23 protein-coding genes are annotated in these 23807 nt (G+C 57.2%); 15 read left to right on the top strand and 8 right to left on the bottom strand.

The window, feature by feature from the left end; genetic code table 11:
* Positions 1–106 precede the first annotated feature (106 nt).
* Entirely contained in the window at positions 107–2584 is a 2478-nt protein-coding gene (locus tag GM154_RS12190) for a penicillin acylase family protein (protein ID WP_219652378.1), read from the bottom strand.
* 283 nt (positions 2585–2867) lie between these two features.
* Between GM154_RS12190 and GM154_RS12185 the strand changes: the two genes are divergently transcribed.
* Complete coding sequence (locus GM154_RS12185) at positions 2868–4481, top strand: APC family permease (RefSeq protein WP_219652377.1); 1614 nt, start codon at positions 2868–2870, stop codon at positions 4479–4481.
* A gap of 49 nt (positions 4482–4530) precedes the next feature.
* Here GM154_RS12185 and GM154_RS12180 read toward each other — a convergent pair whose 3' ends face one another.
* The 3 genes from GM154_RS12180 to GM154_RS12170 form a co-directional block, all read right to left on the bottom strand.
* Positions 4531–5178, bottom strand: coding sequence for a glutathione binding-like protein (locus tag GM154_RS12180; protein ID WP_074823778.1), 648 nt, complete (start codon positions 5176–5178; stop codon positions 4531–4533).
* Between the two features lie 110 nt (positions 5179–5288).
* Positions 5289–5486 (bottom strand): SEC-C metal-binding domain-containing protein, encoded by a 198-nt coding sequence (locus tag GM154_RS12175; RefSeq protein ID WP_010794980.1) that lies wholly within the window; start codon positions 5484–5486, stop codon positions 5289–5291.
* 3 nt (positions 5487–5489) lie between these two features.
* A complete protein-coding gene (locus tag GM154_RS12170; protein ID WP_074823781.1) occupies positions 5490–5984 on the bottom strand; it encodes an LEA type 2 family protein in 495 nt (164 codons plus the stop codon).
* A gap of 257 nt (positions 5985–6241) precedes the next feature.
* On the opposite strand from GM154_RS12170, the gene GM154_RS12165 reads away from it, so the two are divergent.
* Positions 6242–6781, top strand: coding sequence for a hypothetical protein (locus GM154_RS12165; protein ID WP_074823783.1), 540 nt, complete (start codon positions 6242–6244; stop codon positions 6779–6781).
* Positions 6782–6790: 9 nt separating this feature from the next.
* Here GM154_RS12165 and GM154_RS12160 read toward each other — a convergent pair whose 3' ends face one another.
* Both GM154_RS12160 and GM154_RS12155 read right to left on the bottom strand, forming a co-directional pair.
* The gene (locus GM154_RS12160) at positions 6791–7264 is read right to left on the bottom strand and encodes a YchJ family protein (protein ID WP_219652376.1); all 474 of its coding nucleotides are present in this window, start codon (positions 7262–7264) and stop codon (positions 6791–6793) included.
* A 2-nt stretch (positions 7265–7266) separates the two neighbouring features.
* Entirely contained in the window at positions 7267–7764 is a 498-nt protein-coding gene (locus tag GM154_RS12155) for a DUF6231 family protein (RefSeq protein ID WP_122042161.1), read from the bottom strand.
* A gap of 143 nt (positions 7765–7907) precedes the next feature.
* Here GM154_RS12155 and GM154_RS12150 point away from each other — a divergent pair, with 143 nt between their 5' ends.
* Both GM154_RS12150 and GM154_RS12145 read left to right on the top strand, forming a co-directional pair.
* Positions 7908–8549 carry an OmpA family protein gene (locus GM154_RS12150; RefSeq protein WP_010794975.1) on the top strand — a complete coding sequence of 214 codons (642 nt, stop codon included), beginning with the start codon at positions 7908–7910 and terminating at the stop codon, positions 8547–8549.
* A 91-nt stretch (positions 8550–8640) separates the two neighbouring features.
* Positions 8641–8910, top strand: coding sequence for a DUF1145 domain-containing protein (locus GM154_RS12145; protein WP_219652375.1), 270 nt, complete (start codon positions 8641–8643; stop codon positions 8908–8910).
* Between the two features lies 1 nt (position 8911).
* Here the strand turns inward: GM154_RS12145 and GM154_RS12140 are convergent, their stop codons facing one another.
* Entirely contained in the window at positions 8912–9382 is a 471-nt protein-coding gene (locus tag GM154_RS12140; RefSeq protein WP_219652374.1) for a CopD family protein, read from the bottom strand.
* A 181-nt stretch (positions 9383–9563) separates the two neighbouring features.
* On the opposite strand from GM154_RS12140, the gene dinG reads away from it, so the two are divergent.
* A complete protein-coding gene (dinG, locus tag GM154_RS12135; RefSeq protein ID WP_219652373.1) occupies positions 9564–11711 on the top strand; it encodes an ATP-dependent DNA helicase DinG in 2148 nt (715 codons plus the stop codon).
* A gap of 56 nt (positions 11712–11767) precedes the next feature.
* Complete coding sequence (locus GM154_RS12130) at positions 11768–12925, top strand: serine hydrolase domain-containing protein (RefSeq protein WP_219652372.1); 1158 nt, start codon at positions 11768–11770, stop codon at positions 12923–12925.
* A gap of 63 nt (positions 12926–12988) precedes the next feature.
* On the opposite strand, the gene GM154_RS12125 is transcribed toward GM154_RS12130, so the two are convergent.
* Positions 12989–13846: a formate/nitrite transporter family protein gene (locus tag GM154_RS12125; RefSeq protein WP_010794970.1), complete on the bottom strand. Its 858-nt coding sequence runs from the start codon at positions 13844–13846 to the stop codon at positions 12989–12991.
* Positions 13847–14139: 293 nt separating this feature from the next.
* Here GM154_RS12125 and GM154_RS12120 point away from each other — a divergent pair, with 293 nt between their 5' ends.
* The 9 genes from GM154_RS12120 (at position 14140) to astA (ending at position 23797) form a co-directional block, all read left to right on the top strand.
* Positions 14140–14847: an OmpA family protein gene (locus GM154_RS12120; RefSeq protein ID WP_219652371.1), complete on the top strand. Its 708-nt coding sequence runs from the start codon at positions 14140–14142 to the stop codon at positions 14845–14847.
* A 124-nt stretch (positions 14848–14971) separates the two neighbouring features.
* Positions 14972–15619, top strand: coding sequence for a pyridoxamine 5'-phosphate oxidase (pdxH, locus tag GM154_RS12115; RefSeq protein WP_074823803.1), 648 nt, complete (start codon positions 14972–14974; stop codon positions 15617–15619).
* A 29-nt stretch (positions 15620–15648) separates the two neighbouring features.
* Entirely contained in the window at positions 15649–16752 is a 1104-nt protein-coding gene (locus GM154_RS12110; RefSeq protein ID WP_122042164.1) for a sugar diacid recognition domain-containing protein, read from the top strand.
* A 134-nt stretch (positions 16753–16886) separates the two neighbouring features.
* Entirely contained in the window at positions 16887–18245 is a 1359-nt protein-coding gene (locus GM154_RS12105) for a GntP family permease (RefSeq protein WP_074823810.1), read from the top strand.
* A gap of 49 nt (positions 18246–18294) precedes the next feature.
* Positions 18295–19440, top strand: coding sequence for a glycerate kinase (locus GM154_RS12100; RefSeq protein WP_219652370.1), 1146 nt, complete (start codon positions 18295–18297; stop codon positions 19438–19440).
* Positions 19441–19628: 188 nt separating this feature from the next.
* Positions 19629–20102: a glycine zipper 2TM domain-containing protein gene (locus tag GM154_RS12095; RefSeq protein WP_010794964.1), complete on the top strand. Its 474-nt coding sequence runs from the start codon at positions 19629–19631 to the stop codon at positions 20100–20102.
* Positions 20103–20379: 277 nt separating this feature from the next.
* The gene (locus GM154_RS12090) at positions 20380–21600 is read left to right on the top strand and encodes an aspartate aminotransferase family protein (RefSeq protein WP_219652369.1); all 1221 of its coding nucleotides are present in this window, start codon (positions 20380–20382) and stop codon (positions 21598–21600) included.
* 75 nt (positions 21601–21675) lie between these two features.
* Positions 21676–22692 (top strand): arginine/ornithine succinyltransferase subunit alpha, encoded by a 1017-nt coding sequence (gene aruF, locus GM154_RS12085; protein WP_010794962.1) that lies wholly within the window; start codon positions 21676–21678, stop codon positions 22690–22692.
* Between the two features lie 94 nt (positions 22693–22786).
* Positions 22787–23797, top strand: a complete 1011-nt coding sequence (astA, locus tag GM154_RS12080) for an arginine N-succinyltransferase (RefSeq protein WP_219652368.1) — start codon at positions 22787–22789, stop codon at positions 23795–23797.
* Positions 23798–23807: the final 10 nt, after the last annotated feature.

The raw sequence follows: 23807 nt of genomic DNA, 5'->3' as shown, positions 1-23807 counted from the left end.
ATCGGCGCAGAACGACGCCATTGTCGAATATACGGTCAGCAAATGCCGCCGTTGGCACTTGCTTCTGAAGAGACATGAAGCAAGTGATATGCCAGGGCCGGCTCGCTTACTGGGCAGGCGTTAGCGTCAGACGACGCGTGCCATAAACACGGTCCAGATTGTGCGGCTGGAAGGGGAAGCTGGAATACTGACCTTTCAGCCAGGGTTCGATGCCCTTGCCGTAGTAAGGGCTGGCCGGATTATCCGACTGCCCCTTGCCATCAATGGCCATGAATGGTTCCGGCTGACCAAAATCCACGACCATGCGCAAGCTGTTGGCACTGTGTGCCCCAAAGCCTTTGCCCCAGCCATAGGCCGAGCGATCTAGTGTCGAGAAGTCACCGCCTGCTGGATATGCCAGGCGAGCGGGATAGCGTGTATTGGTACCTGGCCGGGCAGCCGCCTGTTCGGTTTCGCCCTGCCAGTCATACGTGTGCAGACGCCCCCATTGCCAGCTGTTTCGGTCATTACCCATGGCCTGCTCGCATTCGGCAATGGCTGAGGCAAGCGCCTGGGCAAGAATGGCCGGCTTGTCGTGTCCGGCTGTCGTCTGGGTATCATTCCAGAAAGGACTATCGTCCCGGGTCAGAAGATGATCGATTTGAGCTGAGTAAGAGAGCGTGTCGATCCGGTTGAGGGCCTGCATCGCCGGGCTGTTGCTTCCTCCCAGTTCATCGGCAAAAGTCAGTCGAGCGGTAGCCTGCAGAAACGCTTCATAGACGGCCGCATCGGCTGACGTGGCCAATAGGCGCCCATCGAACGTGCCGATTCGGCGCAAGGCCTCGGTGGCATGTGCGCGTTGCTCAGCCGGTAGGGCCTCGATGGCCGATTTGAGGGGCTGAGCCATGCCCGGTGCGCTCAGCATGGCCTGGACCTTGGCGACCAACGGTGAGGTCTGGTCTGCCTGCATGGCCATCAGGTTGCGAGCTTCCAGCCGTGTCTGCGAGTCTGCAAGCTGAGCGATACGTTCGGCCCGCTCAGGAGCCTGCCATGAGCTTGATAGCTGCATGCCATATCCCAGCGGTACCGTACGGTTGCCAGCATTGCCAAGCCACCCTTGGGAAGGGTCCTGGTCATAGGGATGCAACATCGGGTCGGCAAAACCATCCCATTCATAACGATCGGTCCACCCGGGTGAGGGCAGCAGCCCGCGTCCTTCTCGGCGGTTGGGGTACAGGCCGGTCACCTGCCACGCAACATGTTCGGCGTCGGCAAAGACTATATTCAGCGCAAGCGCTCGGATGTCTCGGGTTATCTCGAACGCGCGGTCAACATCCTTAGCCCGGCTCAGGTCGAATACTGCATCCATGGATTTGTCCGTATCGAGCGTAGCCCTGCGCAAGGCCAGACCATAACCGCTTTGCTGGCCGACTTGATGATTGATCAGCGGGCCATGCCGGGTTTCGAAGACAGTCTCTCGTACCGGCCGCTGGCCTTTGATGAAAAAGGCCTCGGAACGGACCGCTGCAGGTGTCCATTTTCCATTGACCTCGTAGCTCAAGCCGCTGCCCTGGGTGCGTACACGTTCAAGATATAGATCCTGAGTGTCGCCCATGGCTGGAGAAAACGACCAGGCCAGCTTGCCGTTGTAGCCGGAAAGAATGAACGGCGTTCCCGCTAGGGACAATCCTGCCGCCTGATAACGGGGCGCACGAACCTGTACGTAGCTCCAGGCTGATGACAGGGCTAGCGATTGGCTGAGGTCACCTGCCAACAGGCTCTTGCCGCTGCGACTGCGCTGCGGAGCAATAGCCCAGCTGCTTCCAGCGGGAACCGTCAATCCGTTTACCTGGGCGAGGCGTGTTGAGGCTGTGTTCAACGCCTCCAGCCCTGGGATTTGTCCCGCCAAGGACAAACCGTTGAGTTTGGCAGCTTCGTCGACGGGAATCGGCTCATCGGGATAGCTGGGCAGCAACCAGGCCAAGGTATCGGCGCTGACCTTTTGTGCCAACGCCAGACTGGCCAGTTCCTCGTTCAGATTGACGGACAGACTGAAATCGAGCAGAGCAAAGAGCAGGGCGGAGTCCTCAGGCTTCCAATATTCAGGCTGATAACCGGTGGCGGCCAGATCTGCTGGAAGCTTGTTCCGGTAACGGAACAGGTAGGCGTTAACGCCGCGAGCGTAGACCTCTAGGAATTTCTTCAGGCGTGGCGATGCATTCTTGTAGGCAGTTTCTGCCGTTTTCCTGAGATTGACCGCACGCATAAGGCGATCGGTGTCCAATGCGTCCGGCCCTGCCATTTCTGCCAGCCGTCCTTGCGCCAGCAGGCGCAAGGTAATCATTTGGCTCAGTCGATCCGATGCGTGGACATAACCCAGCGTGAACAGCGCATCGTGAAAGGTCGATGTTTCGATCAGGGGCACGCCCAGTTCGCTTCGCCGAATCGACGCGTTTTCTGCAAGTCCCTTGATGGGCTGAACGCCCAAGCTGGGTGGAAGGCTATCCGTGTCACGTTGATCAAACGTTGTCTGGCAGCCCGCAAGCCCCAGTACTGAAACAAGACCAAGGCGACCCAGATGGCGCCGGTAAGCAGGAAAATCCATGAACGGATAGTCTCCAGAGGAGCAGGGTTTCAAAAGCGCGCTACGTTAGTGAGGCGTTGTTATCCAGGCAAGCACTGTCCAGTCCATTCCGCCAGCGGGTGTGATTTTTCTGACCAGTGAAGCGGATCACACTTGTTTAAAAACGACATTTAATCCTTATCACGACAGAAACATTCTGACATGATTTGTCGCTTCGCCAATTGGACGGGCGACTTTTGGCCCGTTGTTGCTCTGTTCATCGGCCTTGAGCCCGTCTTTTAAGGCGCTGACCAAGGAGTACACGATGTCGAATGAGCGCGCGATCCGTCGCGATTTAGGGCCTCTGGCTTTAATGTTTACTGGGCTGGGGTCGATCATCGGATCCGGCTGGTTGTTTGGTGCCTGGCATGCTGCCCAGCTGGCAGGCCCTGGGGCTATCTATGCGTGGTTATTAGGTGCAGTGATCATTCTTTTCATCGCGCTGACCTATGCCGAGCTGGGTGCCATGTTTCCAGAGTCGGGCGGCATGGTGCGTTATGGGCACTATTCGCACGGCTCTCTGGTCGGGTTCATTGGCGGATGGGCCAATTGGATCGCGATTGTATCGGTCATCCCGGTCGAGGCCGAGGCGTCCGTTCAGTATATGGCGTCCTGGCCCTGGCAATGGGCGCAGGACCTTTACAGTGTCAGCAGCGGTCATGGCGAGTTGAGTACAACCGGTCTGATACTGGCCGCGCTCCTGGTAGTCGTGTACTTCCTGCTCAACTTTTGGGGCGTCAAGCTCTATGCCCGCAGCAACAGTGCAATCACGATATTTAAGTTATTGGTACCGGCACTGACCGCCATAGCGCTCATGCTGTCAGGTTTTCACAGTGAGAATTTTACCGTTGGCATCACCGGCGAAGACCACTCCATCAGTATTTCGGCCGTTCTGACAGCAGTAGCCATCAGCGGCATTGTGTTCAGTTTCAATGGTTTCCAAAGTCCGGTAAATCTTGCAGGCGAGGCGCATAATCCCGGCCGTAGCGTACCCTTTGGGGTAATCGGTTCGATTATTATCGCCACGGTGATCTACCTGCTGCTCCAGGTCGCTTTTCTAGGCGCCGTTCCTCCTGAGCATCTGCACGAGGGATGGGCAGGTCTTGAATATAGCTCACCTTTTGCCCAACTGGCGCTGGCCTTGAACCTGAACTGGCTAGCCTTTCTGCTCTATGCGGACGCCTTTGTCAGCCCGAGCGGAACAGGCGCTACTTATACCGCCACCACTGCGCGGATGATCTATGGTATCCAGCGCAACGGCAGCCTGCCGGCCATGTTCGGGCATGTACATCCCAAGTTCGGGATTCCCCGCCCGGCCATGTGGCTGAACCTTGCGGTGTCCTTCATCTTCCTGTTTTTCTTCCGGGGCTGGGGCACACTGGCGGCAGTTATTTCTGTTGCCACGATCATTTCCTACCTGACCGGGCCGGTAAGTGTCATGGCATTGCGGCGGACGGCGCCTGAGCTCTATCGCCCTTTGCGAATCCGAGGGCTGTCTGTTTTAGCCGCACTGGCGTTCATTTTCGCCACTGAGCTTCTCTACTGGGCCAAGTGGCCTCGGACAGGTGAAATCATGCTGCTGATCGTGGCGGCATTGCCCATATACATCTATTACCAGGCCAGGCAGGGGTGGAAGGGTTTCAGCCGTCATTTCTTCGGCTCGCTGTGGCTGCTGTGTTTCCTGCCGGTGTTGGCAGCGGTCTCCTGGGCGGGAAGCGACCGTTTCGGTGGCCAGGGTTATCTGCCATACGGATGGGATCTGGCGGTAGTGGCGGTGATTGGTCTGGTGTTTTTCCTGTGGGGTGTGTCGGCTGGCTGGCGCACGCCAGCGGTTGAAAAGGCGCGCTTCCACGATGATGACGGTCAGCCGCTGACGTGATCATGACAGGCGTCGGTCGCTATAGCGCTGCCGACGCCCGTTCTGGCAATCAGCTCGCCGCTGGCGGGTTTACCTTGTTGACGAGGTCATAGGCGCGGACAGTAGCGGTTCGCATGCTAATCGTCTCAAACCACCGCTTGATATTGGGATAGTCTTCCAGCTTTTGCTGTTGCCATTCGTAGGGCACAATCCACGGATAAATGGCCATGTCGGCAATGGTGTATTCCCCACCCGCCACAAAGTCCCGATCTTCCAGTCGCTTGTTCAGTACGCTGTAAAGGCGCGCGGTCTCGCTCACGTAGCGATCAATCGCATAAGGAATCTTCTCTTTGGCGAAACGCCCGAAATGGTGGTTCTGACCGGCCATAGGGCCCAGACCGCCCATTTGCCAGAATAGCCACTGCATGACCTCCTGACGTCCGCGGATATTCAGCGGGATGAATTTGCCGGTTTTTTCTGCCAGATAGAGCAGGATGGCGCCAGACTCGAACAGCGTCACGGGGCTGCCATTATCTGCCGGGTTCTGATCGACAATGGCAGGAATCTTGTTGTTGGGCGAAATCTTCAGAAAGTCTGGCGCAAACTGTTCATCCTTCATGATGTTGATGGGATGAATGCGGTAGGGCAGTTCGGCTTCCTCAAGAAACAGCGTTACTTTGTGGCCGTTGGGGGTAGTCCAGTAATAAAGATCGATCATCAAGGCTCTCCGGGGCAAAGGGTACTGCCAAAGGAGTGACCGGGCTGGACGCTTACAGTTCGAAAGGAACGATGAACGAGAGCGGCCCACATCAGTGGGCCGTCATTTATTCATGAAGCGCCGTGGCACTTCTTGTACTTTTTCTCGCTTCCGCACGGGCAGGGATCGTTGCGACCGATCTCTTTGAGTGGGTTGCGAACAGGGGTAGCTGGACCATGATTGCAATGCGGCCCATGAACATGGTGATGATGGCCGTGATCGTGGTCATGATTGCAGTCAGGGCCGTGGACGTGGGGTTGCTGGTTCATTGATTACTCCGGTAAAAAATTGTTCGGTACGATCTCGCCGCTGCGCGATATATAGACGCTGCGGCCAAACATCAAACCGGTCTTCACTTCGCCAACGAGACGATAATGAACGGGCTTGTCGGTCCGTTTGATCAGTTTGACGATGTCTTTGACGTACCGCCACATATTGGTCTGCACGGGGAGGGTAAACTCCGTGCTGCCAGAGGCTGGGATCGTGAAGTTACGCCCCGTTTCGCCTTCGGCAAGGGGAATATCTTCCAGGTAGATCGCATACGTCATGCCACGAATGGGCAGATCAATATCGTTGGGGTTGTCCACCTTGAAGTGCAACAGGAATTCCTGTCCCCATAATTTGGCTTTGAGCAGGTCTACCTGGGTCAGCTGTATTTCAGGGTCTTCGTAACCCCTGGAGAACCACGTACAGCCACTGACTCCAAACAGGATCAGGACGCCTAGCGAGAGACCCAGGACTCTCCTGTTGAATGCCCGAAAAAACATGTGACGACTCCATAACGAAGGGCAGCGGTTACAGCGCGTCGGCGCATCGAAAAATAGCTCGGTCCGATTGTTGCACAGGCGTGCCTGGCATAAGCTGGACCTTACCCAAACGCGAGCCATGCTCATTTTATTCTGAAGTCGGCAAGTGCCTGGGCCATTATGTTGTACTTATACAGGTTGAAAAACGGGCTAGCCGCTCCTCAGGCGGTAAGCAATCTACAGAACTTATAGCCCTCAAGCTAGACAGGATGATGAACATGAGCCTTTTCGAGATCGCCTTTTCCGGTGAGGTAGTGACAGGTGCTGACGAAGCGCAAGTACGTGCCAATCTGGCTCGGTTGTTCCAGGCGGACGAGAAGCGTATCGCTCAGCTATTTTCCGGGCGCCGCGTCATTATCAAGAATAGACTGGATGCAGCCGCTGCTGAAAAATATCGGGCTGCGCTGACCCATGCCGGTGCCAGGGTTGAAGTCGTGTCAATGGCGATTGCCGAAGAGATCGACCTTGCACCAGCTCCAGTCAATGCCGAAAAGGCGGAGTCGGGCGCATCGTCTGTAGCACGTCGCGTCTCCGTCGCACCGCGCGATGAGGTCATGGCAGCGTTCGTCAATGTGGATGCTCCGGACTTTGGCTTGGCACCGGTTGGAGCGGATCTGCAGGACCAGAAGGCCGAGGTCGCTCCGCCCCAGGTTGATCTGGGCAAGCTCACACTGGCACCGGTAGGAAGCGACATGGGCGAGGAAAGGCCACAGACAGCCGTCCAGGTGCCCGATACGTCTCATCTCAAACTGGTGTAGCGGCTCTACTCATGGCAGGAAAGGGCCGCAACATTTCTTGAATTTGGTTGTGCTGCCACATGGGCAGGGGTCGTTGCGGCCTGCCGTCATGGGCACGGTCGGATCCAGGAAATACCAGCGCCCCTGCTGTTGAACAAACGCCGAGCGCTCACGGTGGGCATGGTCACCCTGCGCATCGTGCCAGCGGGCCACAAAGATGACCCAGGCGTGCTCAGGCACGCCTCCCAGAGGCTCATGGCCTTCAACCTCAAGCCCAAGCCAGGTGCTCTGGGCACTCCAGGCGCTTATGGCTGCCCTGTCCAGTCCTGCCTGTTGTGCAGGCAAGGTCGTCTCGATCAGGTAGTCGATCAACCCCAGCACATAGGCGCTGTAACGCGAGCGCATCAGCGCCTCCGCTGTAGGGGCTGAGGCACCTGAATGATAGCGGCCGCAGCAGTTGCCGAGTAGCTCGTCGCTGCCGCATGGGCAAGGAGCAGATGCCATCGTTACCACCAATATTTTCCAAAGAGTTCAGGATGGGCCCAGAAGCGGGCGTTCAGCCAGTCCGGTACCTGCTTGTAATCATGCAGATCATACGTGAACAACGTCAGGGTTTGCTGATCACGCTGAAAGCGCTCGCTCTGTTGCATGGCCAGAGCATAGAAGTCCCTGGGCTGCCATTGGCTGGCGGCCAGATCGACCAGGACAGCCAGCCGACTGGCGTTGAGGTTGCGGATTCCGCCCAGTAGTTGCTGACCTTCACGTACGGACAGGTGTTCCAGACAGTCAGCCAGGATAGCCAGGTCATAGCGTTGGTGGGATACCGGTTCCTGTAATGATCCGGCAGGGGACTGCGTCAACTCGCAGTCAGGGTGAGCTGCCTTGAAAGCCTGCACGGCGGGTATCTCGCTGGTACTGACCATCAGCAGGCGAGTAGGGGTGTAGTGATCCAATAGCGCGGCCAAGGCCTGTTGCGGAGTGCGTGACGATAATGTCGCGGTCATGTGGAACCTCGGCGGTTGTTGTGGAGACTAATCAAGCGGCACTGTCAAGATCAGGCCTGTACCGCCAGTCTGACGGAGCGGAGAAATCGATGTCCAATTCCTTTTTCGAGGTCGCTTTTTCTAGTCCTTAATAGGAGACAACAATGACGATTATAAGGACCGCTTTACCCCTCATTCTGGTGGGCAGTGTTTTAACAGGTTGCGCTGGTGTAAAGAAAACGGACTGGCCTGCGTGTGCCGCCATTGGTGGTGCCACGGGTGCGGCCGTCGGCGCCATTGAAAGCAGTAGCTATGCTGGGTGGGGCGGGCTGGTTGCCGGCGCCACGGCGGGGGCTTACTGCTATGTTCATGGGCAGGGTGAGGAGCAGGTAGCTGCTGTCGAACCGGTAACGCCTGCGCCGGCTCCCACGCCTGCACCCGAGCCGCTTCCTCGCCAAGAGACCATTGTTGTACGTGATCTGCACTTTGCCTTCGATTCGGCCGAAATCAGCCCGGCGGACCGTGCGCAGCTCGATACCGTAGCCTCCCGGTTAAGAAACGAAGCGTCCACGACACGGCTGACAATTAACGGGCATACTGACAGCAAGGGTACTGAAAAGTACAACCAGCGCCTGTCTGAGCGTCGTGCAGCAGCCGTGCGTAATTACCTGGTTCAGTCGGGCGTTCCGGCGGCCAGTATTGTCTCTGTCCAAGGGCTTGGGGAAAGTCAGCCTGTGGCTACCAACGAAACGGCAGAAGGTCGTGCTACCAACCGGCGCGTAGAGATCTTAGTCGAGCGTCAGTAACCTGTCTTGAGGCCTATTCCAGGTGCCTGCCAGAGGCTTGCACCTGGAGCAAACTCAGGTATGGTCATCGTCTGAAACAAAGGAGGCGGTGATGAGGCTATTGAGTATTGTGGGCAAAGTGGCGTTTCTGGTGTTTTGGTTGGCAGTCCTGGCCAATCTTCTTGAGCCTTTCGCTTATCCCTTTCAGCTATTGATCAATGGCGCTGCAGTGACATTGTTGATTCTGCATGTCATCGAAGCGCTTGCTGTGGGTGCACGCGTCAGAAACCGACCGAGCCCATGGTTGGATCGGCTTCAGGTGCTGCTGTTTGGCGTCTTCCACTGGTATCGCCTGCCGATTACGGTAGCTGCAGCAAATTGATTCAGCTAAAGGTATTAAGACGAGCCGCCGCGACAATCAGCACAATGACGCCAAGCAAAAGGTTAAAGCCTGCCAGTGTCCGGATTCGCTTCAGCGTCTGGGCGGCCGTCGGCCAATCCTGATCTGATACGCTCCGTTTGAGCTGAGGCAGCTGAACGGCCTGGATCTTGAGGAACAGCGCCACCATGGCCAGATACAATCCCATCATGATCTGGATATAGCGGGGCGCAGTTTCGAAGCCATTGAAATTAAGCTGAAGAATCCCAATTCCTGTAGCCGGTAGTACAATAACGACTCCCCACACCCAGCGAAAGAATTGTGGAAATAGCGTATTCCAGAAGCGGGCGCGTGACGGGATATCCAGTATTGCAGTAACTACCGGATGCAGAATGACCCAGGCGAAAAAGAGGCCGCCTACCCAAAGCACGGCAGCAAGAACATGGATGGTATAGAGCCAGGTAGAGGGTGTCATTCAAACATTCCTGATAAATCGGTGCCGAAATCGGATGATACGTTCGGCACTGGCGTGAAGGCGCGTTATCATAGCGCTTCTGTTCAAGTACTGATAATTTATACAGTCCTGTGTGTCTGATAGGGCCGCCTACCCGCGGTGCCTGCCGGAAGCGTATGACGCTTCCCTGTCGAGGAACCCCATGCTTAGTGCCGAACTCAAGTCCCAGATTCAGGGGGCTTATACCCGCTTTCTCGAAGCCAAGTCGCTCAAGCCGCGCTATGGTCAGCGGCTGATGATTGCCGAGACGGCTAAAGGGCTCGGTGCGATCAAGCAGGATGACGAAGGGCGTCGCGTTGGCGATCCTGCCGTCGTGGCTGTGGAAGCCGGAACCGGTACCGGCAAGACCGTTGCCTATAGTCTCGCCGCCATTCCTGCGGCCAAGGCGGCCGGCAAGCGTCTGGTCATTGCGACGGCAACAGTGGCTCTGCAGGAGCAGATCGTCAACAAAGACCTTCCGGATATCCTGCGTAACAGTGGTCTGTCGTTCAATTTTGCCCTGGCAAAGGGGCGAGGGCGCTACCTGTGCCTGTCGCGCCTGGATCTCATGTTGCAGGAAAGCGAAGCCCAGAATACGACCGCTCAGCTGTTTGCGGATGATGGCTTTACGATCGACGTCGATGAGGCTGGTCAGAAGCTGTTTACGAAGATGATCGAGCGCTTGGCCAGTAATCGCTGGGACGGTGACCGTGACAGCTGGCCAGAAGCCATTGATGACCAACACTGGTCACAAATAACCACTGACCATACGCAGTGCACCAATCGGCACTGCCCGAATTTTCAGCAATGCGCCTTTTTCCGTGCCCGTGAAGGCATGACCAAGGTAGACGTGATCGTTACCAACCATGATCTTGTACTGGCTGACCTTGCGCTCGGTGGCGGGGCTATTCTGCCCGACCCGCGCGATACCATTTATGTGTTTGACGAAGGCCATCACCTGCCGGACAAGGCGATCAATCACTTCGCTCACTTTACCCGCCTGCGCTCCACGGCCGAGTGGCTGGAGCAAATCGCCAAGAATCTGACCAAGCTGCTGGCTCAACATCCCTTGCCGGGCGAGCTTGGGCGGCTGGTTGAGCAAGTACCCGAACTGGCCAGACAGATTCGTACCCAGCAGCAGTTCATGTTTACAGCCTGTGAGCAGCTGGCCGAGTTTCGCGCCGGCGAAGACATGGAGGGGCGTGATCGGCCTCGCCATCGGTTCGTTGGTGGCCTCGTCCCAGCGGATTTAAGGGAAATGGGAGCTGAGCTCAAAAAGGGCTTTGCCCAGCTGTCCGACCTGTTCACTCGTCTTACGGACCTCTTGAAAGAGGCCATGGACGGGGAGAAAAGCATTGGCATTGCAAGCTATCAGGCAGAAGAGTGGTATCCGCTGTTTGGCAGCCTGCTGGCTCGGTCCCAGGGTAATTGGGAGCTGTGGACGGCCTTTACGCTGGAAGATCCGACCGACTCACCACCAATGGCGCGTTGGCTGACGTTAGTGGAATCCGGCTCGTTTCATGATATCGAGGTCAATGCTAGTCCCATCCTGGCTGCGGAAACGCTACGCCGTACGCTATGGAATGTGGCTTATGGCGCGCTGGTAACTTCCGCCACCTTGACGGCGCTGGGGACATTCGATCGTTTTCGGATGCGGGCAGGCCTGCCTCAAAGCGCCAACACGGCAATTGTGCCCAGTCCCTTCAAATATGCCGAGGCAGGGTTATTGCGCGTACCCAATCTGCAGGCGGATCCGAGAGACTCTGCGGCCCATACGGCGGCTATCGTGCGAGAGCTGCCCGATATGCTGGAAGGGGCCAAGGGGGCATTGGTGCTGTTTTCTTCCCGGCGACAGATGCAGGATGTCTTCGATGGGCTGGAGCGTGACTGGCGCCGCCGTGTACTGATCCAGGGCAACCTGTCCAAGCAGGAGACGCTCAATAAGCACCGCTCCCGTGTGGATGATGGCGAGCCCAGCGTATTGTTCGGTCTGGCCAGCTTTGCCGAAGGGGTCGACCTGCCCGGGGCCTATTGTGAGCACGTCGTGATTGCCAAGATTCCCTTTGCGGTGCCGGATGATCCTGTCGAGGCTGCTTTGGCCGAATGGATCGAGGCACGGGGTGGCAATCCGTTCATGGAAATCGCTGTGCCCGATGCCTCGCTGCGCCTGATCCAGGCTTGTGGACGTCTCCTACGCACCGAGTCGGACAGCGGCACGATCAGCCTGCTGGATCGTCGTGTCGTTACGCAGCGTTATGGCAAGGCCATCCTGAGCACCTTACCGCCGTTCCGGCTGGAAGTGCAGCAGTAGAGGTCTCTTCTCGTCAGTGTGAGAGACTTGAATATGACCACGATGAGGAGACAGCTGTGCAGATCCAAGGTTATTTCGATCTGGCCTTTGAAACCGTCAGGGACCGCTTCAGTGCTCTGTTCGACGAGCCGGGGCGAGGCGTGCATACCCGCGGTGCAGCCCTGTGCGTTCAGGTGGACGGCGAAACCGTTCTGGATCTCTGGGCAGGCACGGCGGACAAGGATGCGCAGAGCGCCTGGCAGACGGACACGATACTGAATCTGTTTTCCTGCACCAAAGCCTTTACTGCCGTGGCTGCCATGCAGTTGGTTCAAGAGGGCAGGCTTGAACTGGATAAACCAGTACAACATTACTGGCCAGAGTTTGCAGCTGCAGGCAAGGGTGCCATTACGGTGCGCCAGTTACTGTGCCATCAGGCAGGACTGGCTGCCTTGCGTGCTCCATTGCCTGCCAGTGCGCTGTATGACTGGGACACCATGACGGCTGCCCTTGCCGCCGAAACGCCTTGGTGGACGCCAGGCGAGAGCCACGGCTATTCACCGATGACCTATGGCTGGCTGATGGGAGAACTGATTCGCCGCATTGATGGCCGCTCACCAGGGGAAGCTATTGTTGCCCGAACGGCCAGGCCGCTTGGGCTGGATTTTCATATCGGTCTGCCTGAGAGCGAAGAGTATCGGGTTGCGCATATTGCTCGAGGCAAGGGCGACATGGGGGATGCTGCCGCCCAGCGTCTCTTGAAGACCACCATGACCGACCCCCAAGCCTTGAGTACCCGTGCTTTTGCCAACCCGCCGGGCATTCTGACCAGCACCAATAAACCGGAGTGGCGCCGTTTCGAGCAGCCTGCCGTCAACGGTCATGGCAATGCGCGCTCACTGGCAGGGTTTTATGCGGGGCTGCTCGACGGTCGATTGCTGGACCAGACGGTCTTGCAGCACATGCTCACGGAACATAGTCGGGGTGACGACAGGACGCTAATGACCTCGACACGCTTCGGCCTGGGATTCATGCTGGACCAGCCTGACCACGCCAACGCAACCTATGGCCTGGGCGTGCAGGCCTTTGGTCATCCAGGTGCGGGTGGGTCTATCGGGTTCGCCGACCCTGAGCGCAGGGTAGCATTTGGTTTCGCCACCAACACATTGGGACCTTATATTCTCATGGACCCGCGAGCTCAGCAGCTGGCAGAAGCCGTTGGGCAATGCCTCTGACATCAGGATAGGATGGATTGACCGGCAGGGGTGGCCGGTCAATCCGCTATGCACTTCAACTTATCAGTCGTTCACGGCCTTGAGTGTGGGTGTTGTGGGTGCAAGATCCGCCTGGGTCTTTTGTAGCGCTGACGCCAGATCGGCCGTCGCTTGCGCAGATGCAGGGCGATAGGCCAGAAAATAGGCCAACCCTACAAAGCCGGCGCCACCCACAGCATTACCCAGGAAAACCGCTACCAGGTTGGGCAGACATTGGGCCCAGGTAGCCTGGCCTGCAAAGATAGCGGCTGGAATGATAAACATGTTGGCAACCACATGCTGAAAACCGATGGCAACAAAGGCCATGACGGGAAACCACATGCCCACGACTTTACCTACCACATCCTTGCTGGCAAACGCGATCCAGACGCCCAGACAGACGAGCCAGTTGCATCCGATACCGGAAACGAAGGCGTGAAGGAAGTCGGCGTTCATCTTTGCCTGCGCAATGGCAACGGTCTTGCCCAGGAATGCACCCTCGGTGAGACCCAGCATATGACCGAAGAAGTACGCGACAGCCAGGCTGCCGACAAAGTTGGCAAGCGTGACCCATAGCCAGTTGCGAATCACCCCCATCGTGCTGATACCGCCTGCAAAACGTGCCAGAGGAAGCAGCAGCATATTGCCCGTCAGTAACTCACCGCCTGCCAGCACGGTCATGATCAGGCCGACCGGGAAAACCGCTGCGCCAACGAAGCCTGCAAACGAGCCCCATTCGGCGGGCATGGTGCCAATAACGTGAATATCGAGAAGAAAACCAGTCGCAATGAACGCGCCGGCCATAACGCCAAGAATGAATAGGGTAGGAATGGAAAGCCGATTTTTGGCAATACCAGCCTGTATCGCCAGTGTTGCGATTTCTTTAGGTGTATTTATAGACATGAGTGTACGCAAGGGAGGACAAATTGACGCGCCCAGCGTAGTGATGGCCAATGGCAATTTCAATAGCGAGCTATCTATCGTTTGATAAGCACCGTCTATGACGTGATACCCTTGCCGCCCTCGTTCACCTGACCGTTTCGCCACTGAGTCTACTCAACCGCTTGTCGGTTGATACAAAAGGACAACGTACACCCCTTGCGAAATAATCAGTTAAAGACACAATCTAAGAAACCACTTTAACTTTGCCTGTCGGTGCCGATTCGGCGGGCTTGCGCCTGATGGGATAAAAACGCATGAAGCTGCTCAAGACTACTACTGTCGTTCTCTGCATGAGCGTTTCCGCCTGCAGTTATTTTCACAAGGAAAGCGACGTTGCCACTGCCAAGGAGCCAGTCCCCCAGGCGAAGGTAGAAACGCAAAAGACCGAAACCCAGGCGAAAGCGGAAGGCGGACATTGGTGGTGGCCGTTTGGCAAGAGCGACAAGACTGTAACCGAGGCAAAGGCTCAAGCGAAAGCCCAAGAGATAACAGTCAGCAAGGACTGGCTGGATCAGCATGAAAAAACGATCCGCGAAGCCATCGCCGGTAGCAAGATGCAAATGGAGCGTAGAGAGGACGGCTTACTGCTGATCGCCAACGTTGACGACTCCTTCAACCCTGATCGTGCTGAGATGCTTCTGCCATCCATGCTCGGCCCGCTGGGCCGTACCGCCAAGCTGGTATTCAAGGATGACCAGAGCGCCGTCATTGTGCTGGGACACACGGATAGCACTGGTTCCAAGGCGGTTAATGACCAGCTCAGTCTCGGCCGCGCCAAGGCGGTAGCCTCCATCTTTCGTCTGAGCGGGCTTAATGGCAATCGTCTGGTCGTTCGTGGTCTGAGCGATACCCAGCCGCGTGCAGCAAACGACAATGCCGAAGGGCGCGCTCAGAACCGTCGTGTCGAGGTCCTTATCCAGCCACGTACAGTGGTATTGGCTTCTCTGCAAAGCAAGCGCTGAGTCAGTAAAGGCATCCGGAACCGTTTGGTTTCGGATGCCAATTCGCCATATACCTGGCATGAGTCAAGCAACCTGGCGCATGACTGGGTAAGCTGTAAGTTCCATTCCCAATCAGGAGCTTGCCATGACCCAGACGCTGGCTGACATGCGTCGTGATTACACCCGCGACGGATTGACCGAAGCGCAGGCGCCCGCCGAGCCATTTGCCTTATTTGGCCAATGGTTTGAGGATGCTGTTAAAACCGAGCAGCCCCCTGTAGAAGCCAATGCCATGGTACTGGCAACGGTTGATGCCGAGCAGCAACCCCATTGTCGTGTACTTCTACTCAAGGGTGTAGACGCCAAGGGGTTCGTGTTTTACACCAATTACGAAAGTGCCAAGGGGCAGCAGCTCGCTGGGCAGCCTAGGGCCGCCATGACCTTTTTCTGGCCCACACTTGAGCGTCAGGTGCGAATCGAGGGTGTGGTCGAGCGCGTAAGTCCTGAAGAGTCCGACGCGTACTACCGTGTCCGTCCGTTGGGTAGTCGGTTGGGCGCTTGGGCTTCGCCGCAGAGCCAGGTGCTGGGCGGTCGGGAAGAACTTGAGACGAAAGTGGCTGAAGTGCAGGCACGCTTTGCCCATGAGGAGCCACCGCGCCCGCCACATTGGGGAGGCTATCGGCTGATTCCCGAGCGGGTCGAGTTCTGGCAGGGCCGCTCCAGCCGTTTGCATGATCGGCTCGATTACCGCCGTGAAGGAGAGGGCTGGAAGCGCCAGCGTTTGGCTCCTTAAACAGTGCTCATGTAAAGGAAGGGATTGCCGTGATTGAACTTGATTCAACCCTTGCGCAACACATTGTGGATCGCTCCATGGCAATCCTTCCCTACAACGTCAATGTGATGGATGCGCAGGGCATGATTATCGGCAGCGGTGATCCCTTGCGATTGCATACCCGTCACGAAGGCGCTCAGCTGGTGTTGGCCAACAGTCGAGTCGTCGAGATCGACGATCAGGCCGCCTCTTGCCTGCGAGGTGTGAAGCCGGGGGTCAACATGCCACTGCTCTATGCCGAGCGGTTGATCGGGGTCCTCGGTATCACGGGTAGGCCCGAGGTTGTCAGGCCATATGCCGAGCTGGTCCGCATGGCGGCCGAAATGTTGGTGGAGCAGCGACAATCGCATCTGGAGCGTCATTGGCAGCGGCATCGACTGGACAGCTGGATCGGCCAATTGCTGGACCCTTCGGTAAGCCTGAACACGCTTTCTGTTGAGGCTGAGCGACAGCAGGTACCCCTGAGTTGGCCACGTCAGGTATGCCTTATCGAGCTGAATGAAGCCTCAGACTCCCGTTCGGCCAAGGCGTTGAGCGCCATGTTGTCTGCCAATCTGGAGAGTTTTTGCGCCCCCGTCGGTATGCAGGAATGGTTCTGGTGTCGTCCGCTCGGGCGGCCTCATGAAGAGCAACTCTGGCTTGATCAGGCAAAGGCCAAGGGGCTGAACGTATTACGCGTTACAGCATCGGGTCCGCTGGAAAGTCTGGTTGACTTGCGAGAGGCCTGCCAATCACTGCGCTTGCTGCAAGCCTATGCCCGTGCGTGCTTGCCTGATGTGCGGCTACTCAAGCTGGATGAGCACCGGCTGACGGCACTGCTTTACAGCCAGCGGCAGAGCTGGCTTTTGCAAGGGTGGCTCGATCCCTTGAAGCGACTGTTTGCGCAGGATGAAAATGGCGTGTTACGAGAAACCTTGCAGGCGTGGTGCGAGCACCATGGGCAGGCATCTGCCTGTGCCGCGTCCTTGAATATCCATCGGAATACGTTGCGCTATCGTCTCGAGCGTATCTGTGAGCTGACTGGGCTCAGCCACGATATGCTGGGGCAGTGGCTTTACCTGTCGCTGGGAATCAGTCTGCTGGAATGCGCCTGATTGTGCAGATGCACAATACATAGGGTGAAATCAGCTGCTTATCTTGTGCTTTTGTACCAAGCGGAACTCATTGAACTGATAGCACAATAAGCTCATCCACAGTTATCCGATCACAATAACAACCGGAGCCTGTCATGAGCCTCGTCCTTATTCTGGTGGCGTTGATAGCATTCATCGTCGTGACCACCACACGCTTCAAGCTTCATCCATTTCTGGCCTTGCTCCTGGCGGCTTTTCTCGCCGGTTTCGCCTATCAGGTGCCCATCGCCGATATCACCAAAACCCTTACAGCAGGCTTTGGCAGCATCCTGGGATATATCGGTATCGTCATTGTGCTGGGCACGATCATTGGTGTAATTCTGGAGCGTAGCGGCGCGGCCATAACCATGGCGGAAACCGTGATTCGCGTACTCGGCGAACGCTTCCCAACCCTGACCTTGTCGATCATCGGTTACTTGGTTTCGATACCCGTATTCTGCGATTCCGGCTACGTGATTCTCAACTCGCTTAAGAATGCTCTGGCTGCTCGTATGAAGGTCTCCCTGATTTCCATGAGTGTAGCCCTGGCGACTGGCCTCTATGCTACGCATACCTTTGTGCCACCTACGCCGGGGCCGATTGCGGCTGCAGGTAATCTAGGGCTCGATGCAAGCCTCGGATTGGTTATCGGCGTCGGCCTTGTCGTGTCATTCGTGACAGCCATGGCAGGGCTTTGGTGGGCCAACCGCTTCCTGGATAAAGACATCCCGCTGGTCGACGATGGCACGCCGATGCCTTCCCAAGCGGATTTCACGGCATTACGCGAAAGTTATGGTGTACTTCCCAGCGCCTGGCAGGCTTTTGCCCCAATTTTTGTTCCCATTGGATTGATTTGCCTGGGGTCAATCGCTGCCTTTCCCAGCAAGCCTTTCGGAGAAGGGGCGGTGTTGACGCTGTTGGGTTTTATTGGGCAACCCGTCCCGGCGCTGCTGGTAGGCCTGGTGCTGGCCTGTTCGCTGCTCAAGGGCGATGACAAGCGCCAGGAGTTTCAGAACCATGTGGCCGAAGGCATCTTGTCAGCGGCTCCCATCCTGCTTATTACCGGCGCTGGTGGGGCGTTTGGTGCCGTGCTCAAAGTCACTCCACTGGGCGATTACCTTGGCAGCACGCTTTCCGCCTTGGGGATTGGGCTGTTCATGCCATTCGTAGTGTCCGCCGCCCTGAAAACAGCCCAAGGCTCGACTACGGTCGCACTGGTGACAACCTCTGCCTTGGTGGCACCACTGCTGGGCCAACTGGGACTCGACAGTGAGATGGGGCGTGTATTGACCGTAATGGCGATCGGCGCTGGAGCGATGACGGTTTCACATGCCAACGACAGCTTTTTCTGGGTTGTGACTCAATTCAGCCGTATGAGCGTAGCCACAGCGTACCGTGCCCAGACACTCGCTACCCTGATTCAAGGACTTGCCGGGATGGCTACGGTATGGCTTTTAAGTCTTTTCCTGCTGTAACGAGCAGCCATACCCATCGACAGGCGAACCGTCAGCCGGGAGAACATTGATGAAACTCGTGATCGCACCTGATTCGTTCAAGGAAAGCCTGAGCGCACCCGAGGTCGCCCAGGCTATTGCAGAGGGTTGGAGAGCGGTTTTTCCCTCCGCCACTATCGAACTCAAACCCATGGCCGACGGAGGAGAGGGCACGGTCGAGGCCTTGCTGGCTGCAACCGGAGGAGAGCGTCGTGAGCTGACCGTGCAGGGGCCGCTGGGGCAGCCGGTATTGGCTCACTGGGGATGGCTGGGCGAGGGGACAGCCGTGATCGAGACGGCGGCTGCCAGCGGCTTGCACTGGGTGCCAAAAGCGCAGCGGGATGCCAGACGAGCCAGTAGCTACGGTACCGGTGAGTTGATCCGCGCTGCACTGGATGCTGGAGCTCGACGAATTATCCTGGGGTTGGGTGGCAGCGCTACGAATGATGGCGGTGCGGGGTTGCTGAACGCCTTGGGAGTTAAGTTCCTGGATAAACATGGTCAACCTCTGCCGCCAGGGGGCGCTGCGTTAGCCGAACTTGCCCGTATTGAGCTGAACGGCCTGGATAAGCGTCTTGCTACCGTTCAGATCGATGTGGCTGCCGATGTCGATAACCCCTTGTGTGGCTCTCATGGTGCCTCCCATGTCTTTGGCCCTCAAAAGGGCGCAACGCCTGAGGATGTCGCTGTGCTGGATGCAGCACTTGGGCATTACGCTCAGGTTGCAGCTCAAGTACTTGGGGAAGATCACAGTTGCTTTCCAGGAGTGGGAGCGGCAGGGGGGCTGGGTTTTGCTGCTAGGGCCTTTCTTCAGGCGCATTTTCGATCGGGTGTCGAGCTGGTTGCAGAAGTTTCCGGGCTGGCAGAGGCGCTCCGGGACGCGGATCTGGTCATTACCGGAGAGGGGCAACTGGATTACCAAAGCCTGCATGGCAAGACGCCCATAGGAGTTGCCAGGGTCGCCCGTGAGGCTGATGTGCCTGTCATTGCATTGGTGGGTAGCTTGGGTGCGCACTACCAGCAGGTATATGAGGCAGGAATTGAGGCGGCATTCAGTCTGGTGCCTGGCCCTGTCACGCTGGAGCAGGCCTGTCGGACCGCCGCACAGGAGCTGTGCGCGCGCGCAACCGACCTTGCTCGTGTCTGGCGTCTGGCCCGGCAATCACGCGAGGGTTGAACAGGATGAGTCGTCCTATTTCAGGTAAAGCAAGCGAAGCGGATGAACGAAAGCTGTCTGGATCAAAAGATTCAACCGTTTGCCTTGAGGCCATATGAGAGGATGATAAAAGCTGAACATTCCTGTAAGGCGGAGGGTCCACCATAGGGTTCCGCCGAGAACAGCCCTGTAGGAACTGGAGTTGAATGATGAACAAGACCACTCAAATTATTACTGCACTGACCGCCTCCGCGCTGCTGGCCGGGTGCGTATCCAGCCAGACCGGTGACGTGTACTCACGCGATGAGGCTCGTCAGGTTCAGACCGTACGCATGGGGACCATCACAGCCTTGCGCCCCGTTAAGATTGAAGGAACCAAGACCCCCATCGGCGCAGGTGCCGGTGCGGCGGTAGGTGGTATCGCCGGCAGTGGCGTAGGTGGCGGTCGGGGTAGCTATGTCGCCGCTATCGTGGGCGCCGTAGCAGGCGGCCTGCTTGGTGCCGCTACCGAAGAAGGTTTTACTCGTGCCAACGGGGTCGAAGTGACGGTACGTGAAGACGACGGCAGTACACGTGCCTATGTACAGGAAGTCAGCAAGGGAGAGGTATTCCGGGTAGGCGAGCGCGTACGCATCGTGACGGTAAACGGCACCAGCCGTGTAGCACCTAATTCTGCCCAGTAAGATCCAGTGGCTGCAGAAAGCGTTTCTGCGGCCACTATTTCAGCGTTTCACTCATTGTTGCCTAACTGTGCGTTAAAGATGAGCATCTACTGATGCTTCCCGCATCTCTCCGTACACCCTAGACTGCGTATTGCCGATGTTTTCTGTCGCATATCTGTAAGCCGCTCCGCTGGCTGGTTGTGCGCTGTAAATAGTTGTCGCATAGCGGCAATGCCCGGCGTGATCTACTCCCTACAATCCTTCCATCGCTAGCCAACAACAGGCAGGAGAATTTTCGATGTCTGCTCCGCAGTTCTCGGTGCAACGCACCGACTTCGACCAGATCATGGTGCCCAATTATGCGCCCGCCGCATTCATTCCCGTCCGAGGCGAAGGTTCACGCATCTGGGACCAGGCCGGGCGTGAGCTGATCGACTTCTCTGGCGGCATTGCGGTTAACGCACTGGGGCACGGTCATCCCGCCCTGATGCAGGCCTTAATGGAGCAGGCTAACAAGCTCTGGCATGTATCCAACATTTACACCAACGAGCCTGCATTACGCATGGCTCGCAAGCTGGTTGACGCTACCTTTGCCGACCGGGTGTTTTTTGCCAACTCCGGCGCAGAAGCCAACGAGGCTGCGTTCAAGCTGGCCCGTCGTTATGGGCATGACGTCAGTGGCGGAAGCCGTTATGAAATCATTGCTGCAACCAACAGCTTTCATGGCCGCACACTGTTCACGGTAAGCGTGGGCGGGCAACCCAAGTATTCCGAAGGATTTGGTCCAAAGATCGAAGGTATCACCCATGTGCCTTATAACGATCTGGACGCACTCAAGGCGGCCATCTCCGAAAAGACCTGCGCGGTCGTGCTCGAGCCCATCCAGGGCGAGGGTGGAGTACTGCCGGGTGACCAGGCGTATCTGCAAGGCGCACGTGACCTGTGCGACCAATATGGCGCACTGCTTGTATTCGATGAGGTGCAGAGTGGGGTAGGCCGTACCGGCCACCTTTATGCCTACATGCACTACGGCATCACACCAGATGTACTGACTACAGCCAAGAGCATTGGTGGCGGTTTCCCGTTGGCGGCAATGCTGACAACTGACAAGCTGGCGGCACATCTTTCGGTAGGCACTCACGGCAGCACCTACGGTGGTAACCCTCTCGGCTGTGCTATCGGTTCCGCCCTGCTGGACGTAGTCAACACGCCTGAGGTTTTAGAGGGTGTGAAGACTCGCCATAACCGTTTCCGTACCGCGCTTGAGGCCATGGGCCGCAAGTACGGCATCTTCTCCGGTGTGCGCGGGATGGGCCTGCTGATTGGCGCTCCGCTGAGCGAGCCCTGGAAAGGTCGGGCGAAGGAAGTGCTGACGGCAGCCAACGAGGAGTCGCTGATGGTGCTTCAGGCCGGTCCGGATGTCATCCGCTTTGCTCCCAGTCTGGTCATCAGCGAGGCTGACATTGATGAAGGCCTGGCGCGACTAGAGCGCGCTGTGGCCCGCATTACCCAGGCTTGAGCCTGAACGTGGCGCAGGGAGGCGCCACGGTATTCAAGAGCGATTTCAATTAGAAAAATTAGAAGGAGTGACTTCATGCTGGTGATGCGACCTGCTCGGGCAGCTGATTTGCCCCATGTGCAGCATCTGGCCGCGGACAGTCCGGTAGGTGTCACCTCTTTGCCGGATGACATCGAGCGGCTCAAGGAAAAGATCCGGGTTTCAGAAGCCTCTTTTGCCGCCGAAGTAAGCTTCAATGGCGAGGAAAGTTATTTTTTCGTACTGGAGGATTCAGACACGGGGCGTCTGGTTGGCTGTTCAGCCATCATTGCTACGGCTGGCTTCTCCGAACCGTTTTACAGCTTTCGCAACGAGACCTTTATCCATGCCTCGCGTGAGCTCAAGATTCACAATAAGACGCATGTGCTTTCACTCTGCCACGACCTGACGGGCAACAGTGTGCTGAGCAGCTTCTACATCGATCGTGATTTTCTGGATACCCCTATAGCCGAGCTCAATTCACGGGGTCGATTGATGTTCATGGCTGGTCATCCCGAGCGATTTGCCGAGTCTGTCGTGGTCGAAATTGTAGGCATGAGTGACGAGCAGGGCGATTCGCCGTTCTGGGACTCAGTAGGCCGTCACTTCTTTGATGTGAGCTATGCCGAAGCGGAGCGCATCTGCGGTGCCAAGAGTCGCACTTTTTTGGCCGAGCTGATGCCGATCTATCCGATCTATGTGCCGTTGTTGACAGATGCCGCCCAAGAGGCCATTGGCCAGGTTCATCCACGTGCGCAGATCACTTTCGATATCCTGACCCGCGAAGGCTTCGAAACTGACAATTACGTCGATATTTTCGATGGCGGTCCGACGTTGCATGCGCGTACCAACAACATCCGTTCGATGGCAGGGAGTCATGTGGTCGCGGTGGAGGTGCAGGATGCGGTCGACGGCAACCGTGCCTATCTGATCAGCAATGATCTGCTACAGGACTTCCGTGCCATTGTTCACGAGCTCGATTGGGAGCCAGGAGCGCCGGCAGTTCTGTCGAGTGCCGCCGCCGCCGCACTCAACGTCAAGGCTGGCGATACCGTACGGCTCGTCGCTGTTTAACCATGATACGTGCTGTCGTCATGAGAGTAGTGCGTGCCCAGGGCACGTCAGACGCAGGCGCGGCGAAGCGCCGGTCTGGGTCATCGGAGGGAATATGATTATTCGTCCTGTCACCCGCGCGGATCTGCCCGCGCTAATCGAGCTTGCGCGCACTACAGGCGCCGGGCTTACCACTTTGCCTGCCAGTGAAGAGCGTCTGGCTCATCGGGTGGAATGGGCTGAAAAAACCTTCCGCGGCGACGTCGAGCGTGCCGATGCGGATTATCTCTTCGTACTCGAGCAGGACGATGGCACCGTTATCGGTATTTCCGGTATTGCCGGCGCCGTAGGTCTACGTGAGCCCTGGTACAACTACCGGGTGGGGCTGACAGTCAGTGCCTCTCGCGAACTCAATATCCATCAGCGGATTCCCACGCTGTTCATGGCCAATGACCTGACCGGTAATTCGGAGCTCTGCTCGTTATTTCTGCACGCAGGCCATCGTAACGGATTGAACGGCCGTCTGTTGTCCAAGGCGCGCTTTCTGTTCATCGCCGAGTTCCGCTCGTTGTTCTCAGATAAGCTGATCGCAGAAATGCGTGGGGTGTCGGACAGCCGAGGACTTTCGCCTTTCTGGGAAAACCTGGGGCGTAACTTCTTCAAGATGGAGTTTTCTCAAGCGGATTACCTGACCGGTGTAGGCAATAAGTCATTCATTGCCGAACTCATGCCCAAGTTTCCGCTTTACACGTGTTTCCTCTCAGAAGAAGCACGTGCTGTCATTGGCCGCGTCCATCCTGATACCGAGCCTGCACTTCGCATGCTCAATGCAGAAGGGTTTGCCTACCAGGGGTATGTGGACATCTTCGACGCGGGCCCGGCGATTGAATGCGAAACCGACAAGGTTCGTGCCATTCGGAATAGCCAGATACTCGTTTTGTCCATCGGCACGCCGGGCGAAGATGCCCAGCCCTATGTAATTCACAACCGTAAGCGAGAAGGCTGCCGGATTACCGCTGCACCTGCACGGGTAGCCTCTGGAACACTGGTGGTTGACCCTGTTACGGCGAGAAGGCTGCAGTTGTCTGCTGGCGCTCAGGTCCGCGCAGTGTCAGTAGCGCCCTAGGAGAAAACGA

The sequence above is a fragment of the Pseudomonas sp. MAG002Y genome (assembly GCF_019400845.1).
Taxonomy (GTDB): Bacteria; Pseudomonadota; Gammaproteobacteria; order Pseudomonadales; family Pseudomonadaceae; genus Chryseomonas; species Chryseomonas luteola.
The sequence above is the reverse complement of the archived record's forward strand: the minus strand, read 5'-3'. Positions and strand labels throughout refer to the sequence as shown.

What these genes read in the sequence shown, in the direction of transcription:
- GM154_RS12155 (WP_122042161.1), bottom strand. Translation starts at nt 7,764, where the DNA reads ATGACCGCGACATTATCGTCACGCACTCCGCAACAGGCCTTGGCCGCG.
- GM154_RS12150 (WP_010794975.1), top strand. Translation starts at nt 7,908, where the DNA reads ATGACGATTATAAGGACCGCTTTACCCCTCATTCTGGTGGGCAGTGTT.
- pdxH (WP_074823803.1), top strand. Translation starts at nt 14,972, where the DNA reads ATGACCCAGACGCTGGCTGACATGCGTCGTGATTACACCCGCGACGGA.
- aruF (WP_010794962.1), top strand. Translation starts at nt 21,676, where the DNA reads ATGCTGGTGATGCGACCTGCTCGGGCAGCTGATTTGCCCCATGTGCAG.
- GM154_RS12140 (WP_219652374.1), bottom strand. Translation starts at nt 9,382, where the DNA reads ATGACACCCTCTACCTGGCTCTATACCATCCATGTTCTTGCTGCCGTG.
- GM154_RS12165 (WP_074823783.1), top strand. Translation starts at nt 6,242, where the DNA reads ATGAGCCTTTTCGAGATCGCCTTTTCCGGTGAGGTAGTGACAGGTGCT.
- GM154_RS12095 (WP_010794964.1), top strand. Translation starts at nt 19,629, where the DNA reads ATGAACAAGACCACTCAAATTATTACTGCACTGACCGCCTCCGCGCTG.
- GM154_RS12175 (WP_010794980.1), bottom strand. Translation starts at nt 5,486, where the DNA reads ATGAACCAGCAACCCCACGTCCACGGCCCTGACTGCAATCATGACCAC.
- GM154_RS12125 (WP_010794970.1), bottom strand. Translation starts at nt 13,846, where the DNA reads ATGTCTATAAATACACCTAAAGAAATCGCAACACTGGCGATACAGGCT.
- GM154_RS12170 (WP_074823781.1), bottom strand. Translation starts at nt 5,984, where the DNA reads ATGTTTTTTCGGGCATTCAACAGGAGAGTCCTGGGTCTCTCGCTAGGC.
- GM154_RS12120 (WP_219652371.1), top strand. Translation starts at nt 14,140, where the DNA reads ATGAAGCTGCTCAAGACTACTACTGTCGTTCTCTGCATGAGCGTTTCC.
- GM154_RS12185 (WP_219652377.1), top strand. Translation starts at nt 2,868, where the DNA reads ATGTCGAATGAGCGCGCGATCCGTCGCGATTTAGGGCCTCTGGCTTTA.
- GM154_RS12105 (WP_074823810.1), top strand. Translation starts at nt 16,887, where the DNA reads ATGAGCCTCGTCCTTATTCTGGTGGCGTTGATAGCATTCATCGTCGTG.
- dinG (WP_219652373.1), top strand. Translation starts at nt 9,564, where the DNA reads ATGCTTAGTGCCGAACTCAAGTCCCAGATTCAGGGGGCTTATACCCGC.
- astA (WP_219652368.1), top strand. Translation starts at nt 22,787, where the DNA reads ATGATTATTCGTCCTGTCACCCGCGCGGATCTGCCCGCGCTAATCGAG.
- GM154_RS12100 (WP_219652370.1), top strand. Translation starts at nt 18,295, where the DNA reads ATGAAACTCGTGATCGCACCTGATTCGTTCAAGGAAAGCCTGAGCGCA.
- GM154_RS12190 (WP_219652378.1), bottom strand. Translation starts at nt 2,584, where the DNA reads ATGGATTTTCCTGCTTACCGGCGCCATCTGGGTCGCCTTGGTCTTGTT.
- GM154_RS12160 (WP_219652376.1), bottom strand. Translation starts at nt 7,264, where the DNA reads ATGGCATCTGCTCCTTGCCCATGCGGCAGCGACGAGCTACTCGGCAAC.
- GM154_RS12180 (WP_074823778.1), bottom strand. Translation starts at nt 5,178, where the DNA reads ATGATCGATCTTTATTACTGGACTACCCCCAACGGCCACAAAGTAACG.
- GM154_RS12145 (WP_219652375.1), top strand. Translation starts at nt 8,641, where the DNA reads ATGAGGCTATTGAGTATTGTGGGCAAAGTGGCGTTTCTGGTGTTTTGG.
- GM154_RS12090 (WP_219652369.1), top strand. Translation starts at nt 20,380, where the DNA reads ATGTCTGCTCCGCAGTTCTCGGTGCAACGCACCGACTTCGACCAGATC.